Raw genomic sequence first — 16,832 nt, 5'->3', positions numbered from 1 at the left:
GCTCAGAATCCCGCGACATCGAGCCCGTCGGCAAAACCTTCGCCGAGCGCGCTGGCAAGTACGCCGCGCCCCTGCACATCCGACGCCGCGCCGATGTCGTGCACCTTGACGGTCTCCAGCACCTTGGCCCAGAGATCACGCTGAAGATAGACCCGCATGACGATGTTGATCGCAAGCGCCAGCGCGAGATAGCCGATCACCATCATCACCACCATCGGGATGCTCCTGGCGGCATTGTCGGAGCCGAACACCTGATCGGCCGGAACGCCGCTCAGCTGGACGACCGCTAAGGCGCTGCCGCCGAGATAGGCGGAGAACACCATCGAGAGCAGCGTCCACCAGCCGATCACCTTCCAGTACAGGCCGTAGAAGGCATCGTGCGGCAGGTCCGAGGACAGGCTGACGCCGCCGATGCGGATGCCGTCGAGCCACCAGCGCCACTCGCGCGCCTTGAATTCCGCATAGAAGAACGGCGCAAGCGGGAAGATCACCAGCGCGATCGGGCTGAGCAGCCACAGCCACCAACCGCGCTTGAAGAAGGTCCAGCCGTTGCCCTCAAAATCGCCGCGGAGATCGCCGTAATGGGTGTGCTGCATCTTGTAGCGTTCGAGCGCGGCCTCGCGCCAGGGCAGCGCCAGGCCGAGCGTCAGGAACACGAGCAAGCCCCACGCCATGGCGCGGAACGAATAGGCCCAGCCCGAGCCGTCCATCCAGAAGCGGACGCCGCGCCAAACGGTGCGCGTCAACCGGTAACGTCGCGCGCGAAAAATCGCGAACTGGCCGAAGGCGTAGAAGCCGATGAACAGCGGCGTCGAGGCAAACCCCTGCCAGCGCTCGAACTCGATGCCGATCAGGAAGTAGGCGAGGTAGATCGGCACCAGGATCGCGAGCGCGAACAGGAAGCCGACCAGCAGCTCCTTGGCGCGGCCGGTATATTCGGCGGCATCGCCGTCGATCCCGGTGTTCGCCCACAGATGACGACGGATGTCGGTGACGAGCCAGAACCGGTAGAAGCCGAAGGTGACCAGCTCCAGCATGGCACCCTTGGTGACCATTTTGCGGAACTCGGAGCGGTCACCGCTGAAATCGACCCGCGTGGGCGGCAGCGGCGGCGGTAAGGGCTCGGAGCCGATGGGGGTCCATTGCATGTCGTTCACGGCGGCAACCTCGGGATGCGGTCTTGATCGGGTCAAACTATAGATCAGAGGTTGGTCGGCCCCCAAGATGGCGGGGTTCGATTTACCTTGATTCCAGTCGGTTTCTGGCACGTTTTCACGACAAACGGTGTGCGGAGGGTCACGCTGATCGAGATCCCGTCAGCGTAATCCGTGATCGTGCCCCAAGCGACGCCGGCCCCGGATGACGCGGAGCCTGTCATCGGGCGGCGCTTTGCGCCGACCCGGTGGCTCCATTCGGGCTTCACATCCACCCTCTCGCAAAGGTTGGATGTGACAAAACTCTCCCTTGCTCCGGCGCAGATAACCGGCTGTAATTGCACATCAAATACCGCAGCGCAGAATTCAACGAGAACGCGCGGTACATGCCAGGGAGAACGGTCATGCATGGGACCATCGAGAGCGCGGCCAAGCTCGACGCCCTTCGCGAGCGCGCCACGACACTGCCGCTGGAGCAATTCGATCCGGGCGATCCGGAATTGTTCAGGACCGATACGTTCTGGCCGTATTTCGATCGGCTGCGCCGCGAAGATCCCGTGCACTACTGCAAGGACTCGATGTTCGGCCCGTACTGGTCGGTGACGCGCTACAACGACATCATGGAGATCGAGACCAACCATTCGGTGTTCTCCTCGGCCTCCTCCCTCGGCGGCATCACCATCCGCGACATCGATCCGGACCTGCGCCGCGAGAGCTTCATCTCGATGGACCCGCCGCGCCATGCGGCGCAGCGCAAGACCGTGGCGCCGATGTTCACGCCGACGCATCTGGACAATCTCGCCCTCAACATCCGCAAGCGCTCGGCCGAGTGCCTGGACAATCTGCCCCGCGGCGAGGTGTTCGACTGGGTCGATCGCGTCTCGATCGAGCTGACGACGCAGATGCTGGCGGTGCTGTTCGACTTTCCCTGGGAGGACCGCCGCAAGCTGACGCGCTGGTCCGACATCGCCACCACCATTCCCGGGCCTGACGGACTCGTCGCCACCGAGGACGAGCGGCAGGCCGAGCTGACCGAATGCGCCGGCTATTTCGCGCGGCTGTGGAAGGAGCGCATCGCGCAGCCGCCGAAGAGCGACCTGCTCTCGATGATGGCGCATGGCGCCGCGACCCGCGACATGGACGCCAAGAACTTCCTCGGCAATCTCGTGCTTTTGATCGTCGGCGGCAACGACACCACGCGCAACACCATGTCGGGCTCGCTCCACGCGCTGAGCCAGCATCCCGAGCAGTATCGCAAGCTGCGCGAAAATCCCGCTCTGCTCGACAGCTTCGTGCCCGAAGTGATCCGCTGGCAGACGCCGCTGGCGCATATGCGGCGCACGGCGCTCGCCGACTTCGGGTTCCGGGGCAAAGAGATCAAGAAAGGTGACAAGGTCGTGATGTGGTACGTCTCGGGCAACCGCGACGAGGAGGCGATCGAGAAGCCCTACGAATTCATCATTGACCGCGCCCGCCCGCGCACGCATCTGTCGTTCGGCTTCGGCATCCACCGCTGCGTCGGCCTCAGGCTTGCCGAACTCCAGCTCAAGATCATCTGGGAGGAGATCCTGAAGCGGTTCGATCATATCGACGTGGTCGGCGAACCCAAGCGGGTCTATTCGAGTTTCGTGAAGGGTCTGGAAGAACTGCCGGTGAAGATTGCGGCGTGAGACGAAAAACCCTCCCTCCGTTCTTACGGGGAGAGGGAGGGGTGAGGGGCTCTCTCCCCGAAGACGGCGACAGCCGAATCGCAGAGAGTCCCCCTCACCCGGATCGCATCTAACGATGCGATCCGACCTCTCCCCGCAAGCGGGGCGAGGTGAAGGAAGAGCCAACTGGAGCCACGACGATGAACATCCAAGCGCCCGTTAAAGTGGACAAGGCCGAACGCATGCGCAGGGCCCGCGAGGAGGCCTATGCGACGCCGTTGGCGCAATTCCACCCCGGCGCGCCCAGGCTGTTCCAGGACGACACGCTGTGGCCGTGGTTCGAGCGTCTGCGCAAGGAAGAGCCGGTGCATTACTGCACCAACGCGCCGATCGAGCCGTACTGGTCGGTGGTGAAATACAACGACATCATGCATGTCGACACCAATCACGGCATCTTTTCCTCGGACTCCACGCTCGGCGGCATCTCGATCCGCGACGTGCCGGAAGGCTACGACTATCCGAGCTTCATCGCGATGGACCAGCCCAGGCATTCGTCGCAGCGCAAGACGGTGTCGCCGATGTTCACGCCGACACATCTGGACGAGCTGGCAAAGCTGATCCGGCAGCGCTCGCAGACCGTGCTCGACAATCTGCCGCGCAACGAGACCTTCAACTTCGTCGAGCGCGTCTCGATCGAGCTGACGACGCAGATGCTCGCGACCCTGTTCGACTTCCCCTGGGAGGAGCGGCGCAAGCTGACGCGCTGGTCGGACGTTTCGACCGCGCTGCCCAAGAGCGGCATCGTCGCCTCCGCCGAAGAGCGCCGCCGCGAGATGGACGAGTGCTACGCCTACATGTCAAAGCTGTGGAACGAGCGCGTCAACTCCGCACCGCGCAACGATCTGCTGTCGCTGATGGCGCACAACGATGCCACGCGCCACATGGACCCCGAGAACCTCATGGGCAACATCATCCTGCTCATCGTCGGGGGCAACGACACCACGCGCAACACCATGACCGGCTCGGTGCTGGCGCTGAGCGAGAACCCGGAGCAATACGACAAGCTGCGCGCCAATCCGGAGCTGATCGACTCCATGGTGCCCGAGGTGATCCGCTGGCAGACGCCGCTGGCGCATATGCGCCGCACCGCCTTGCAAGACACCGAGATCGGCGGCAAGCACATCAGGAAGGGCGACCGCGTGGTGATGTGGTACGTCTCCGGCAACCGCGACGAGGAGATGTTCGACAAGCCGAACGACTTCATCATCGACCGTCCGCGCCCGCGCACCCACCTCTCCTTCGGCTTCGGTATCCACCGCTGCGTCGGCATGCGCCTCGCCGAGCTGCAGCTGCGCATCGTCTGGGAAGAGATGCTGAAGCGCTTCGACCGCATCGAGGTGGTCGGCGAGCCCAAGCGGATCTATTCGAGCTTCATCAAGGGGTACGAGACGCTGCCGGTGAGGATTCCGGGGTAGGCTCTAACCTCCGTCATTGCGAGCGAAGCGTCTTCTTCGCTCGTGTCCCGGACGCACCGCAGCGCGTAGCGGTGCGGCGCAGAGCCGGGACCCAGCAAGCAACGGCCTCGCTGCAACATGGGCCCCGGCTCTGCAGCGCATCACACACCGGACGATGCTTCGCATCGCCGGGCGTGCTGCGCTGCGTCCGGGGCACGAGAGCGGTATGTTGGCGCTCCAGCCCAGCTATAAAATTTCGGCATGACAGCTCGCGCCAGATGCGATGGCCGGGCGGCGCGCGGCTGTTCTACGACACGAGCCGCATCTAACTCAATTTGATATCCCACACGCCTTCCTTGCGGCAGGCGGCGACTTCCTCGCGCAGAAGCGCCGTGACGGCGAGCGAGGCCGTCGAGACCGGGCGGTCGATCGGAGAAGCGAAAATGAGCTCGCGCGTCATCGGCTTGGAGACGACAGCGGTTTCCAGCCGCCCGTCCGCGACCTCGCCGTGGACCGACGACGGCGGCAGCAGCGCGAAGCCGAGCCCCTCCTCGACCAGGCTGGTCAGCACGCGGAACGAATCCGCCTCGAGCTGGACGTCGAGCTTGATCTTGCGCTGGGCGGCCGCGTGCTCGATCAGCGCACGGAGGCCGTGCGAGTGAGAGGGCAGCACCAGCCGTTGCCGCAGCAGCCAGCCGATGTCGACGCTCTTCTTGCGCGCGAGGCCGCAGCCGCGCGGGCCGACCGCGACGATGTTGTCGCGCCCCAGGCTCTCCACGTTGAGATGCAGATCGGCCGAGCGGCCATAGAGGATGGCGAGATCCATCTCGCCGCGATGCAGCCATTCGACCAGATGGCCGCTGTAGCTCTCGACGATGCGCAGCGAAATGCCGGGAAATTTTTCGACGCAGCGCCGCGCAAAGCGCGCCGACAGCACGCAGCTCACGGTTGGAACCAGGCCAAGCACGACCTGGCCGGACGGCGGCCCCTGGGACGACTGGATATCGTCGCGGATCTGGTCGATCTGACGCACGATGCCCGAGGTGCGCGCCAGCAGCAGGCGCCCGGCCTCTGTGAGCACCATGCCGCGGCCGTTGCGCGTGAAAAGCTCCGTGCGCAGCTCGTGTTCCAGCAGCTTGATTTGCCTGGAAAGCGCCGGCTGCGCCACGCGCAGCGTGTCGGAGGCCTTGCTCAGACTGCCGAGCTCCGCCACGCAACTGAAGGTCCTGAGCTGCCGGAAATCCATGCTTGCCAATCCTGGAAGGCTACTCCATACGCTATAACAAATGAGCATAGGGGGTTGGCGTTGTTTTCACAACGCCTGAGGATCGGCCGGCGTTATCTTAACTGCCGCTAAGAACTGGAAACGCCATGAGTGAAGAACACCACACCGAAGATTACGCCGACATCCGTGAAGCCGTCGCAAAGCTCTGCGCCCAGTTCCCCGGCGAATATTGGCGCAAGCTCGATCGCGAGATGGCCTATCCCAAGGCGTTCGTCGACGCGCTGACAGCGGCCGGCTATCTCTCGGTGCTGATCCCCGAGGAATATGGCGGTGCGGGGCTGAAGCTGTCCGCGGCGGCCGCGATCCTCGAAGAAATCCAGCGTGCGGGCTGCAACGGCGGCGGCTGCCACGCCCAGATGTACACGATGGGCACCGTGCTGCGACACGGCAACGCCGAGCAAAAAGCAAAATATCTGCCGAAGATCGCCAGCGGCGAATTGCGCCTGCAGGCCTTCGGCGTCACCGAGCCGACCAGCGGCACCGACACCTCCTCGCTGAAAACCTTCGCGCGCAAGGACGGCAACGACAGCTACATCGTCAACGGCCAGAAGATCTGGACCAGCCGCGCCGAGCATTCCGATTTGATGGTTCTGCTGGCGCGCACCACGCCGAAGGAGCAGGCCAAGAAGCGCACGGACGGCCTGTCGGTGTTCATCGTCGACATGCGCGAGGCCAAGAACAACGGCCTCGAGATCCGCCCGATCCGCACCATGATGAACCACGCCACCACCGAAGTGTTCTTTACCGACATGAAGGTGCCGGCGGAGAATCTGATCGGCGAGGAAGGCAAGGGCTTTCGCTACATCCTCTCCGGCATGAACGCCGAGCGTATCCTGATCGCCGCCGAATGCGTCGGCGACGCCAAATGGTTCATCGCCAAGGCGACGAACTACGCCAAGGAGCGCAGCGTGTTCGGCCGGCCGATCGGCCAGAACCAGGGCATCCAGTTCCCGATCGCCAAGGCCTATGCCTCGATGCGCGCGGCCGAACTGATGGTGAAGGAAGCCACGCGCAAATACGAGGCCGGGCTCGACTGCGGCGCGGAGGCCAACATGGCCAAGATGCTGGCGGCGGATGCGTCCTGGGAGGCGGCGAACGCCTGCATCCAGACCCATGGCGGCTTCGGCTTCGCCGAGGAATACGACGTCGAGCGCAAATTCCGCGAGACGCGGCTCTATCAGGTGGCGCCGATCTCGACCAACCTCGTGCTCTCCTTCGTTGCCGAGCATGTGCTCGGCATGCCGCGCTCGTACTGAGGCCATCATCATGGGAGCATTGGACGGGATCAGGGTGATTGCGGTCGAGCAGGCGGTAGCGGCGCCGTTCTGCTCCTCGCGCCTGGCGGATGCCGGCGCCGAGGTGATCAAGATCGAGCGGCCCGAAGGCGACTTCGCCCGCGGCTATGACGCGGCGGCCAAGGGCCAGAGCAGCTATTTCGTCTGGCTCAACCGCGGCAAGCAATCGGCGGTGGTGGATCTCGCAACGAAAGAAGGCTGCGCCGAGCTGGAGAAGCTGATCGCCAGCGCCGACGTGCTGATCCAGAACCTCAAGCCGGGCTCGATGGACAAGCTCGGTTTTTCGCGCGAGCGGCTGCTGAAGGACTATCCGAAGCTGATTTCCTGCACGATCACCGGCTATGGCGACGAAGGTCCCTACGCGCATCGCAAGGCCTATGATCTGTTGATCCAGGCCGAGAGCGGCCTGGCCTCGATCACCGGCAACCCTGATGGCGCCTCGCGCGTCGGCATGTCGATCGTGGACGTCGCGACCGGCGCGACCGCGCATGCGGCGATCCTGGAGGCGCTGATCGGGCGCGGGCGTACCGGCAAGGGCTGTGACATCCGCATCTCCATGTTCGACGTGATGGCGGACTGGTGCACCGTGCCGCTGCTCAACTCCGAAGCCGGCAATCCGCCCAAGCGCATGGGGCTGCGGCATCCCTCGATCGCGCCCTATGGCGTGTTCACCTCGAAGGACGGCAAGGACATCCTGATCTCGATCCAGAGCGAGCGCGAGTGGAGGACGCTGTGCGCGAAGGTGCTGGATCAACCCGATCTGCCCGCCGATCCCCGCGTCGCCAACATGGTCGAGCGCGTGCGCAACCGCGACTTCACCGATACGACGGTGGCGGATATCTTCGGCAAGATGACGCGCGACGAGCTGCTCAAGCGGCTGTCGGATGCCGATATCGCCTTTGCCGAGGTCAACACCATGGCCGACCTCACCAACCACCCGCATCTGCGCCGCATCGAGGTCGACACGCCGCAGGGACGCGTCAGCTATCCCGCGCCGGCGCCGATCGTCGTCGGCGAAACGCGCGCTTACGGCGCTGTGCCCGCCATCGGCGAAAACCCAAAGTCCAAGACGTAAGAAGAGCGAGGCGTCATGACCGAGAAGCTCGACATCGATCACTTGCGGCAATGGATCGGCCGCAGCACGGAGGCCACCGACATCGTCACCGCGCAGCTCGTGATGGGCCTGCGCGCGACGCTGTTCCAGGAGGTCGGCGAGCCCAGGAAAGGCGACGCCGCGCCGTTCACGGTGCATTGGTGCCTGGCGCAGCCGGTGTTCCCGATGTCGATGCTGGGGCCCGACGGCCATCCCACCCGCGGCGGCTTCCTGCCGCCGGTGCCGCTGCCACGCCGGATGTGGGCCGGCGGCGAGATCGAGTTCCTGCAGCCGCTGCAGGTCGGCGATGAATCGACTCGGACCTCGCGCATCGCCGACGTGCAGGTCAAGACGGGCTCGACCGGCACGCTGTGCTTCGTCTCGGTCGAGCACAGCATCTCCTCGCCGCGCGGCGTCGCCATTCGCGAGCGGCAGGACATCGTCTATCGCGAGATGACGAGCAGCGCGCCGGCTGGCGCCAAGGCCCCGCCTCCGCCGCCGAAGGCGCAGCACCGCGAGACCCATGTCTCCGACCCCGTGCTGCTGTTTCGCTATTCCGCGCTGACCTTCAACGGTCACCGCATCCATTACGACCGCGACTACGTCACCAAGGTCGAGGGCTATCCGGGCCTGATCTTCCACGGCCCGCTGCAGGCGGCGCTGATCATCGAGCTGGCCGCGAAGCTGCACGGCGGCGAGGCGCCGAAGAAGTTCACCTATCGCGGCCTGCAGCCGCTGTTCGAGGGCACGGAGTTCTCGGTCAACGCCAACGAGACCACTGATGGCATGGAGCTGTGGACCGCGAATGCGGAAGGGCAGCCGACGATGAAGGGCACGGCGGTTTGGTGAGGGACGTCCCGTCGTTCCGGGGCGGTCCGCAGGATCGGACCTCAGGTGCGCAAATTGCGCACCGGGGAATCGCGAGATTCCGGGTTCGCCTCGCGCCCCCCGGCATGACGCCGCCAGGAGCGCGCCCTTCACAGTTCATCGAGCGCCGTCCACTGCGGGACATGCTCGGCCAGCTTGTCGAGCAGACCTTCGAACACCTTGCGTTCGGACACGCTGAGGCATGACAGCATCGCCCGTTCGCGCTCGCGCAAGGTGGGGATGTATCTGGCATAGAGCGTGCGTCCGGCTGGCGTCAGATACAGACGCTGGCGGCGATTGTCGTTCTTGTCGACGTCGCGACGCAACAGCTTCTTCTTTTCCAGCGCAATGATCCCGCGGCTGATATTGGCCTTGAGATGACCGGAAAACTCGCAGATCTCGCTGGCGGTCACGCCCTCGCGAAAACTCAGGAAGATGAGCGTGACGATCTCCGGACGTGTGATGCCGAGCTCCATCTCGATCTTCCGAAACGACGGCTCACGGTAGAAATTCAGGACGTAACCCATCTTGTAGGCGATCCTGACTTCGGTGCCGCCGAGCACGTCCCTGGCGCGGTCGGCGCTTTCCCCTGAATTGGGCCGGGTCGCGTCTTTGCTAGATCGTCTCATATGTGACTTTCTCATTGCCTTTCGGATTGATCTCATCCTAACATCGCAGCGGAATAGAACAGAACTCTGGGAGATCGCCGGCTGTGAACAAGGCGGGACCTGTCGCGTCCGCGCGACGGAGGCATTTGCTGCGCGCGCAGGGGCCATCGTGCTTCTACGCAGGGACTGAGGTGCATCCGATCTATGTCGATCACGTCCGACCGCCCGAGGGCGGAACCGAGCGGACGCCCGTCGTGATGGTACATGGCGCTGCGCACACCGGCGCCTGCTACATGGCGACGCCTGATCTGCGGCCGGGCTGGGCGCCACGATTCGCAGGTACCGGCCGCCATGTGTTCGTGCCTGATTGGCCCGGCCATGGCCGCTCGCCACAGCGGGCGGATTTTCCGACGCTTGGCAGCGCCGACGTCGCCAACTCGTTGCTCGCACTGCTGGAGGAGATCGGCCCCGCCGTATTGCTGGTGCATTCCGCGAGCGGGCCGATGGCATGGTGGATGACCGAGCGACGGCCCGATCTGGTCCGCGCCGTCGTCGGCATCGCGCCGGGCCCGCCCGCCGATTTGCTGAAGGATCTGCCCGACGATCCGGCCGCGCTTGCAGCGCTACGCGACGACGCCAGCGCCGGTCGGCCGGTGCATGCCGCCGAGGATCGGCCCGTCTGGCTGAACGCCGAATTCGCCGCTTCTTCCTGGGCGAACACATCGCGATTTCCGCAACATGCGTTCAAGCACTATTTCGCGTCCATCGTGCCCGAAAGCCCGCGTATCCTGAACGAGCGCTTCAACATCGGCGGACGCGGCCTCCGCGTCGGCGATCTCAACAGACTCGGCAACCATCGCATCCTGATCGTCACCGGCGAGCTCGATCCGCGTCATCCACGCGAGGTGGACGCTGCGACCGCGGCCTATCTCGATGCCGACTTCATCTGGCTGCCGGATCGCGGCATCACCGGCAACGGCCACATGATGATGATCGAGGACAACAGCGATGATCTCGCCGCGCTGGTCCTCGATTGGCTCGATGCGGCCGGCTGCTGACCCGACAAGACACGAGAAGATCAGGAGGAGATGAAGATGAGATCGAACCTGCTCGGCGCGGCCCTGATCGCGCTGATCGTTCCGATTGCGGCACAGGCGGAAGTCTCGGGTGGCGTCGTCAAAATCGGCGTCCTGACCGATATGGCTGGTGTAACCGCTGATGTCACCGGCAAGGGTTCGCTTGTCGCCGCCGAGATGGCGGTTCGCGAGTTCGGCGGCACCGTGCTCAGCAAGCCGGTTCAGGTGATCTCAGCCGATCATCAGCACAAGCCCGACATCGGCACCGGAATTGCCCGCCAGTGGTTCGATGTCGAGGGCGTGGATGCGATCGTCGACGTACCGAATTCCGGTGTCGCGCTCGCGATCCAGGGCCTCGCACGCGAAAAGAAGAAGATCGTGCTCTATTCCGGCGCGGGCACGACGGCACTAACCAACGAGCAGTGCTCGCCGTTCGGCGTGCACTGGACCTACGACACCTACGCGGTCTCGCACGGAACGGCCTCGGCAGTCGTCGAGGCCGGCGGTACGACGTGGTTCTTCCTCGCCGCCGATTATGCCTTCGGCCAGCAGTTGCAGAAAGACGCCAGCGACGTGATCGCGGCGGCCGGCGGCAAAGTGCTGGGCGCCGTCCGCCATCCGCTCAACACGCCGGATTTCTCCTCGTTCCTGCTCACCGCGCAGTCTTCCGGCGCCAAGGTCATCGGCATTGCCAATGCCGGTAACGACACCATCAATGCGATGAAGCAGGCCAACGAGTACGGGATCGTGAAGGGCGGGCAAAGTCTTGCGGCGATGATCCTGTTCTTGCAGGACATCCACACCCTGGGCCTGGAAGCCGCACAGGGCACGTATCTGACGACGGCATCGTACTGGGACATGAACGAGGCGACGCGCGCCTGGTCGAGGGAGTTCATGGTGAAGACCGGCGCGCCGCCGTCGATGCTGCATGCCGGCGTGTACGGCGCGGTGCGGCACTATCTGAAGGCTGTCACCCAGGCCGGCACCGACGACGCCGAGCGGGTCGCCGCCGCCATGCGCGCGATCCCGATCGACGACATCTTTTCGCAGGGCGCGACGCTGCGCGAAGACGGCCGCGTGACACGCACGATGTATCTGGCCCGCGTCAAGAAGCCTTCGGAGTCGAAATATCCCTGGGACTATCTGGAGATCGTGCGTCCGATTCCATCGGAACAGACCGCGTGGCCGCTCTCGGAGAGCAAGTGCCCACTGGTCAAGGGCGCCACGCGCTAGCGCCCCAGCATCACACGCAGCCTCATCTTGACTTCGCCAAGCAATCCACCGAGAGGTAGGTTGCTTTTGCCTGTGCTCAAAGGCCAAGGCGGACAAATCGTCGCTCATGCTCGGCACGGCGACGGAACACAAGAAGATCAGGGGAGCCGTCCGATGTCGTCCCGCAAGCCCGCCGCGACAAAAAGCAAGTCCGTCACCGTCAAGCAGGCGACGCTCGACCTGCTGCGCTCGTTCGGCATCACAAAAGTGTTCGGCAATCCTGGTTCAACCGAGCTGCCGTTCCTGAGCGACTGGCCCGATGACATCGACTACGTGCTGGCGCTGCAGGAAGCCTCCGCCGTCGGCATGGCCGACGGTTACGCGCAAGCGACCCGCAATGCCGGCTTCGTCAATCTGCATTCGGCCGCCGGCGTCGGCAACGCGCTCGGCAACGTCTACACCGCGCATCGCAACCAGACCCCTCTGGTGATCACCGCGGGCCAGCAGGCGCGCTCGATCCTGCCCTTGCAGGCCTTCCTCTATGCCGAGCGCGCGTCGGAGTTTCCGCGGCCTTACGTGAAATACAGCGTCGAGCCGGCGCGGCCCGAGGACGTGCCGGCTGCGATCGCGCGTGCTTATTACACCGCGATGCAGCCGCCGTGCGGGCCGACCTTCGTGTCGATCCCGATCGACGACTGGGCGCATGCCTGCGCGCCGTCCGAGGCGCGCAAGGTCAGCCGGGAAATCGGCCCCGAGCTTGAGCCGATGAAGGCACTGGTCGCCGCGCTCGGCTCCGCAAGGCACCCTGCCCTCGTCGTCGGCCCCGGCGTCGACCGCGCCGGCGCGGTGGACCTGATGGTGCGCGTCGCCGAGAAGGCGAAGGCCAGCGTCTGGGTCAGCCCGTTCTCGGCGCGCTGCTCGTTCCCCGAGCGGCATCCGCAATTCGCCGGCTTCCTGCATGCCTCGCCGGCGCAACTCTCCGACGCACTGCGTGAGCATGATCTCATCGTCGTGATCGGTGCGCCCGTGTTCACCTTCCATGTCGAGGGCCATGCCGCGATCTTCGATGGTAGCGCGACGATCTTTCAGATCACGGATGACCCGGATGCGGCGGCTGTGACGCCCGTCGGCACCAGCATCATCGCCACCATGAAGCCGGCACTGAGCACGCTGCTCGACCTGCTGCCGGAGAGCAAGCGCGCCACGCCGAACGGCCGCACACTGCCGCCGGCGCCGCAAGCCGCCGATCCGCTGCCGGTCGAGTTCCTGCTGCATTCGCTGTCGCAGGCGATGCCGGATGGTGCGTCGGTCGTCGAGGAAGTGCCCTCGCACCGGCCGGCGATGCAGAAGTTCATGCCGATGCGCGGCCAGGACAGTTTTTACACCATGGCGAGCGGCGGCCTCGGCTATTCCCTGCCCGCCGCCGTCGGCATGGCGCTCGGCAAGCCGAACAGCCGCACGGTCTGCCTGATCGGCGACGGCTCGGCGATGTACTCGATCCAGGCGCTGTGGACCGCCGCGCAGCGCAAGCTGCCGCTGACCATCGTCGTCATCAACAATTCCGGCTACGGCGCGATGCGCTCATTCAGCCAGGTCATGCAGGTGCGCAATGTGCCGGGGCTGGAGCTGCCGGGGATCGATTTCGTCCGGCTCGCCGAAGGCATGGGATGTCACGCGGTGCGGGTGACGAAGGCGGCTGAGCTCGGCAAGGCGCTGAAGCGCGGGATGGCGTTCGAGGGGACGAGCCTGGTCGAGGTCGTCGTGGATTCGGCGGTGCCGGTGCTCTACGGGCAGAAGCATTGAGTTGTCGTCCCGGCGAAGGCCGGGACCCATACCCACAGGGAGAGGTTTGGCGAAGACTCGTAGTGGGCAGCTTGGTGCCACAACTACTGCCTGGGGTTATGGGTCCCGGCCTTCGCCGGGACGACATCGAGTTTGCCGCACCACCGCTGCCAACTACGACGCCAGAAATCCCCCGTCCGCCGCCAGCACGTGCCCGACGACATACGACGACGCATCCGACGACAGCCACACCACGGCCTCCGCCACCTCCTCCGGGCTCCCCATCCGCCGCAGCGGCAGGCCAGCACTCACCGTTGCGATGTCGCCGACGCCGGCGCGCAGCATCATGTCGGTGACGACGCGGCCCGGCGCGATGGCATTGATGCGGATGCCGCGCGGGGCATTCTCCAGCGCGGCCGAGCGCGTCAGCGAGATCGCGGCGGCCTTCGAGGCCGAATAGAGCGAGAAGCCGGGATTGGGATTGCGCACGCCGCTGACGGAAGCGTTGACGACGATGCTGCCGCGCCCTTGCGCCAGCATCGCCGGCAGTTGGTGGCGCAGGCACAGGAACAGCGCGCGGACATTGGTGTCGAACACGCTGTCGTAGATGTCAGTGCCCTGCTGTTCCAGCGGCGCGCGGCGCTCCTGGAAGCCGGCATTGTTGAAGGCGACGTCGAGCCGGCCGCAACGTTCGATGGCGGTGCGGACGAGGCGCGCGACGTCGTCCTCGCGCGTGATGTCGGTCTTGAGCGCGATCGCCTCCGCACCGAGCTCGCGGCATGAAGCGGCGGTCGCCTCGATCTCGGCCTCGCGCCGGCCCGCCACGATGATCGCCTCGGCGCCCTCGGATGCCATCCGCAACGCTGTGGCGCGGCCGATGCCGGTGCCGCCGCCCGTGACGAGGCAGACCTTGCCATTCATCCGCATCGCCGTCGGCAAAGCTCCGCCCATGGCTCACTCCAAAACGCTTGCGTGCGCCGCGTTGCGCCTATAGTTGTATGATACAACTATAGGCGAGGAGTCAAGGGATGGCCGAGCTTGCGCTCATCGACGACATTCGCGCCGCCTCGCGGTTGATGGTGCGCGAGCTCGGCTTCATGGATGCGACGGTGGCGGCGTCGGACTATCCGCCCTCGGCCGTGCACACGATCCTGGAGATCGGCATCCGCGGCCCGATGACATCAGGCGAGCTCGGTGATTTTCTGCGGCTGGAGAAATCCAGCGTCAGCCGCCTGGTGCGCAAGCTGATCGATTGCGGCGAGCTCAGGGAGACGCCGGATGAGAATGATGCACGCAGCAAGCTATTGTCGCTGACCGCGAAGGGTCGGCGCACGCTGGAGGGGCTGCACGCGTTCGGCCGGCAACAGGTGCGCGGCGCGCTGGCGGCGCTGACGGCGGCGGAACAGCGCACGGTGCGCGAGGGCATGATGCTCTATGCGCGGGCGCTCAGGCAGAGCCGGGGGGAGGAGACGTTGCCTCGGTAACCACCGGTGTCGTCCCTGCGAACGCAGGGACCCATACCGCGTGATTTATCCGTAAAGCGCAGGTGTCAGTACCGCGCGCAAGAACATCTACCAGTGTTCGCCAAACTTCTCCCTGTGGTTATGGGTCCCTGCTTTCGCAGGGACGACAGCGAGTGTTTGGCGCGAGTGTGCCTCAATAGCACCGACCTCACGGCTACTTCGCGAAATCCTCCCGCATCCTGGCCTGGATCTTGGCCATGCCGCCGATCCAGCGATCATAATTCTCGGTCTTCTTGCGCATATAGCCGAGCACTTGCGGATGCGGCAGGATCAGGAACGTCTCCTGCTCGAGGCCGGCGAGCACGTCTTTCGCGACCTGCTCGGGCGTGAGATCGCCGTCGCCGGATTGCGGGCCTTTCGGGATCGAGCGCAGCATGTTGGTGTCGACGCCCTGCGGGCAGAGGATCGAGACCTTGATGTTGTCAGCCTTGTGCGAGATCGCGAGATTCTCGGCAAAGCCGACCGCGGCGTGCTTGGTGGTGGAATAAGCGGGGCTGCCGACCTGCGACAGCAGGCCCGCGGCCGAGATCGTGTTGAGGAAATAGCCACCGCCGCGCGCCTTCATGCGCGGGATCAGATGCCGCGCCGCATAGACATGGGCCATGACGTGGATCGCCCAGCTGCGCTGCCACGGCTCGTCGGAGGCTCCGCCGGCATTGACCGACATCGGATCGAAGCCGCCGCCGATGCCGGCATTGGAGCAGAACAGGGCGATGGGGCCGAACTGCCGCTCGGTCTCCTCAATGACGTGCGAGATGTCTTTCTCCTGCGCGACATCGCATTTGAAGGCCGCGCCATCCACCATGGCCGCGACCGCCCGCGCATTGGCGGCGTCCATGTCCGCGACGACGACCTTGGCTGCGCCCGCATTGTAAAACGCCTCGCACAGCGCCTTGCCGATGCCGTTTGCGCCGCCCGTGACGACCACGACCTTGCCGGTCACCTGCATGCGACGTCTCCTCTTGTCTTATACTGCTTCTTGGAAGACCCCCTGGGTCTTGCTCAGCTCAACATGAGATCGAGCACCGCGGTATAATGGCACGCCGCGCCGGCCAACACAAAGCCGTGCCAGATCGCATTCTGGAAACGCAGCCGCCGCCAGGCATGGAAGATCACGCCAAAGCTGTAGAGCAGCCCGCCCGCAAGGATGAAGCCCAGCACCAGCGCGGGCAGCGCCCGGACCACGGCGTCGTAGAGCATCACGCCGCTCCAGCCCATCGCGAGATAGATGCCGACCGAGACGCGGTCGAACCGGCCGGGATAGAAGAGCTTCAGCACGATGCCGAGGATGGCGACGCACCAGACGCCGGCGAGCAGCACCAGCGCGAATCCGCTGTCCTTCACCTCGAGGATGAACGGCGTATAGGTCGCCGCGATCAGCAGATAGATCGCGGAGTGGTCGAACCGCCGCAGCAGCCATTTGGCCGGCGACACCGGCCAGAGATTATAGGTCGCCGACAGCACCAGCATCGAGAGCAGGCCGGCGACATAGATCGAGACGCCGACGATGTCGGTCGCATCGGCATAGATCGCCGTCAGCACCACCAGCACGGTCGCGGCGATGAGGCCGGAGAGGACGCCGATCGCGTGGATGATTCCGTCGGCGATCAGCTCGGCGCGGTCGTAATTCCAGCCCATCACGTCGGCTGCGGCGTGGACGGAGCTGGAGGCGAACTCTTTCAGTTGGAAGACGGTCATGGCAATCCGCAAGATGAGGCAATGTCCTCTTGTATGGGTCTTTCGGGATCGGCGCGTCGTTCAAACGGCTGATTTTCCGACAAAGACGGTGGAAGTATGGAGCTTGATTTTCTTCACGCAATTGCCACTTTTGTGA

At 64.9% G+C, this 16,832-nt stretch carries 15 protein-coding genes; 9 read left to right on the top strand and 6 right to left on the bottom strand.

Annotated elements, in window-relative coordinates; genetic code table 11:
* Positions 1-2 precede the first annotated feature (2 nt).
* Positions 3-1,148 carry a YjgN family protein gene (locus CIT37_RS08605; protein WP_174719470.1) on the bottom strand — a complete coding sequence of 382 codons (1,146 nt, stop codon included), beginning with the start codon at positions 1,146-1,148 and terminating at the stop codon, positions 3-5.
* A gap of 410 nt (positions 1,149-1,558) precedes the next feature.
* Between CIT37_RS08605 and CIT37_RS08600 the strand changes: the two genes are divergently transcribed.
* A complete protein-coding gene (locus CIT37_RS08600; RefSeq protein ID WP_095426723.1) occupies positions 1,559-2,824 on the top strand; it encodes a cytochrome P450 in 1,266 nt (421 codons plus the stop codon).
* Positions 2,825-3,003: 179 nt separating this feature from the next.
* The gene (locus CIT37_RS08595; RefSeq protein WP_161966355.1) at positions 3,004-4,278 is read left to right on the top strand and encodes a cytochrome P450; all 1,275 of its coding nucleotides are present in this window, start codon (positions 3,004-3,006) and stop codon (positions 4,276-4,278) included.
* Positions 4,279-4,582: 304 nt separating this feature from the next.
* On the opposite strand, the gene CIT37_RS08590 is transcribed toward CIT37_RS08595, so the two are convergent.
* The gene (locus CIT37_RS08590; RefSeq protein WP_028140398.1) at positions 4,583-5,503 is read right to left on the bottom strand and encodes a LysR substrate-binding domain-containing protein; all 921 of its coding nucleotides are present in this window, start codon (positions 5,501-5,503) and stop codon (positions 4,583-4,585) included.
* 125 nt (positions 5,504-5,628) lie between these two features.
* Here CIT37_RS08590 and CIT37_RS08585 point away from each other — a divergent pair, with 125 nt between their 5' ends.
* The 3 genes from CIT37_RS08585 to CIT37_RS08575 are packed head-to-tail and all read left to right on the top strand — an operon-like array spanning position 5,629 to position 8,779.
* Positions 5,629-6,798 (top strand): acyl-CoA dehydrogenase family protein, encoded by a 1,170-nt coding sequence (locus tag CIT37_RS08585; RefSeq protein ID WP_018317224.1) that lies wholly within the window; start codon positions 5,629-5,631, stop codon positions 6,796-6,798.
* Positions 6,799-6,808: 10 nt separating this feature from the next.
* Complete coding sequence (locus tag CIT37_RS08580; RefSeq protein ID WP_038948231.1) at positions 6,809-7,912, top strand: CaiB/BaiF CoA transferase family protein; 1,104 nt, start codon at positions 6,809-6,811, stop codon at positions 7,910-7,912.
* Positions 7,913-7,927: 15 nt separating this feature from the next.
* Positions 7,928-8,779, top strand: coding sequence for an HTD2 family dehydratase (locus tag CIT37_RS08575; RefSeq protein ID WP_028140400.1), 852 nt, complete (start codon positions 7,928-7,930; stop codon positions 8,777-8,779).
* A 128-nt stretch (positions 8,780-8,907) separates the two neighbouring features.
* On the opposite strand, the gene CIT37_RS08570 is transcribed toward CIT37_RS08575, so the two are convergent.
* On the bottom strand, positions 8,908-9,426 hold the full coding sequence (locus CIT37_RS08570; RefSeq protein WP_240536470.1) for a MarR family winged helix-turn-helix transcriptional regulator: 519 nt from the start codon (positions 9,424-9,426) through the stop codon (positions 8,908-8,910).
* A 170-nt stretch (positions 9,427-9,596) separates the two neighbouring features.
* Here CIT37_RS08570 and CIT37_RS08565 point away from each other — a divergent pair, with 170 nt between their 5' ends.
* The 3 genes from CIT37_RS08565 (at position 9,597) to mdlC (ending at position 13,496) form a co-directional block, all read left to right on the top strand.
* Positions 9,597-10,463: an alpha/beta fold hydrolase gene (locus CIT37_RS08565; RefSeq protein ID WP_244611370.1), complete on the top strand. Its 867-nt coding sequence runs from the start codon at positions 9,597-9,599 to the stop codon at positions 10,461-10,463.
* A gap of 36 nt (positions 10,464-10,499) precedes the next feature.
* Positions 10,500-11,714, top strand: a complete 1,215-nt coding sequence (locus CIT37_RS08560) for an ABC transporter substrate-binding protein (RefSeq protein WP_197742266.1) — start codon at positions 10,500-10,502, stop codon at positions 11,712-11,714.
* Between the two features lie 153 nt (positions 11,715-11,867).
* On the top strand, positions 11,868-13,496 hold the full coding sequence (gene mdlC, locus CIT37_RS08555) for a benzoylformate decarboxylase (RefSeq protein WP_095426726.1): 1,629 nt from the start codon (positions 11,868-11,870) through the stop codon (positions 13,494-13,496).
* A 153-nt stretch (positions 13,497-13,649) separates the two neighbouring features.
* On the opposite strand, the gene CIT37_RS08550 is transcribed toward mdlC, so the two are convergent.
* Complete coding sequence (locus CIT37_RS08550) at positions 13,650-14,426, bottom strand: SDR family NAD(P)-dependent oxidoreductase (RefSeq protein WP_028140404.1); 777 nt, start codon at positions 14,424-14,426, stop codon at positions 13,650-13,652.
* A 77-nt stretch (positions 14,427-14,503) separates the two neighbouring features.
* On the opposite strand from CIT37_RS08550, the gene CIT37_RS08545 reads away from it, so the two are divergent.
* Complete coding sequence (locus tag CIT37_RS08545; protein ID WP_049801853.1) at positions 14,504-14,959, top strand: MarR family winged helix-turn-helix transcriptional regulator; 456 nt, start codon at positions 14,504-14,506, stop codon at positions 14,957-14,959.
* 193 nt (positions 14,960-15,152) lie between these two features.
* On the opposite strand, the gene CIT37_RS08540 is transcribed toward CIT37_RS08545, so the two are convergent.
* Positions 15,153-15,947: an SDR family oxidoreductase gene (locus CIT37_RS08540; RefSeq protein ID WP_038948224.1), complete on the bottom strand. Its 795-nt coding sequence runs from the start codon at positions 15,945-15,947 to the stop codon at positions 15,153-15,155.
* A 53-nt stretch (positions 15,948-16,000) separates the two neighbouring features.
* A complete protein-coding gene (trhA, locus tag CIT37_RS08535) occupies positions 16,001-16,696 on the bottom strand; it encodes a PAQR family membrane homeostasis protein TrhA (RefSeq protein WP_095426727.1) in 696 nt (231 codons plus the stop codon).
* Positions 16,697-16,832: the final 136 nt, after the last annotated feature.

Origin of the sequence: Bradyrhizobium ottawaense (genome assembly GCF_002278135.3) — a bacterium.
Classification (GTDB): Bacteria; Pseudomonadota; Alphaproteobacteria; order Rhizobiales; family Xanthobacteraceae; genus Bradyrhizobium; species Bradyrhizobium ottawaense.
This window is presented reverse-complemented; position numbering and strand designations above follow the sequence as displayed.

Excerpts from the sequence above, each read along its gene's own strand:
- CIT37_RS08605 (WP_174719470.1), bottom strand. The coding sequence starts at position 1,148 with ATGCAATGGACCCCCATCGGCTCCGAGCCCTTACCGCCGCCGCTGCCG.
- CIT37_RS08600 (WP_095426723.1), top strand. The coding sequence starts at position 1,559 with ATGCATGGGACCATCGAGAGCGCGGCCAAGCTCGACGCCCTTCGCGAG.
- CIT37_RS08595 (WP_161966355.1), top strand. The coding sequence starts at position 3,004 with ATGAACATCCAAGCGCCCGTTAAAGTGGACAAGGCCGAACGCATGCGC.
- CIT37_RS08590 (WP_028140398.1), bottom strand. The coding sequence starts at position 5,503 with ATGGATTTCCGGCAGCTCAGGACCTTCAGTTGCGTGGCGGAGCTCGGC.
- CIT37_RS08585 (WP_018317224.1), top strand. The coding sequence starts at position 5,629 with ATGAGTGAAGAACACCACACCGAAGATTACGCCGACATCCGTGAAGCC.
- CIT37_RS08580 (WP_038948231.1), top strand. The coding sequence starts at position 6,809 with ATGGGAGCATTGGACGGGATCAGGGTGATTGCGGTCGAGCAGGCGGTA.
- CIT37_RS08575 (WP_028140400.1), top strand. The coding sequence starts at position 7,928 with ATGACCGAGAAGCTCGACATCGATCACTTGCGGCAATGGATCGGCCGC.
- CIT37_RS08570 (WP_240536470.1), bottom strand. The coding sequence starts at position 9,426 with ATGAGACGATCTAGCAAAGACGCGACCCGGCCCAATTCAGGGGAAAGC.
- CIT37_RS08560 (WP_197742266.1), top strand. The coding sequence starts at position 10,500 with ATGAGATCGAACCTGCTCGGCGCGGCCCTGATCGCGCTGATCGTTCCG.
- mdlC (WP_095426726.1), top strand. The coding sequence starts at position 11,868 with ATGTCGTCCCGCAAGCCCGCCGCGACAAAAAGCAAGTCCGTCACCGTC.
- CIT37_RS08550 (WP_028140404.1), bottom strand. The coding sequence starts at position 14,426 with ATGGGCGGAGCTTTGCCGACGGCGATGCGGATGAATGGCAAGGTCTGC.
- CIT37_RS08545 (WP_049801853.1), top strand. The coding sequence starts at position 14,504 with ATGGCCGAGCTTGCGCTCATCGACGACATTCGCGCCGCCTCGCGGTTG.
- CIT37_RS08540 (WP_038948224.1), bottom strand. The coding sequence starts at position 15,947 with ATGCAGGTGACCGGCAAGGTCGTGGTCGTCACGGGCGGCGCAAACGGC.
- trhA (WP_095426727.1), bottom strand. The coding sequence starts at position 16,696 with ATGACCGTCTTCCAACTGAAAGAGTTCGCCTCCAGCTCCGTCCACGCC.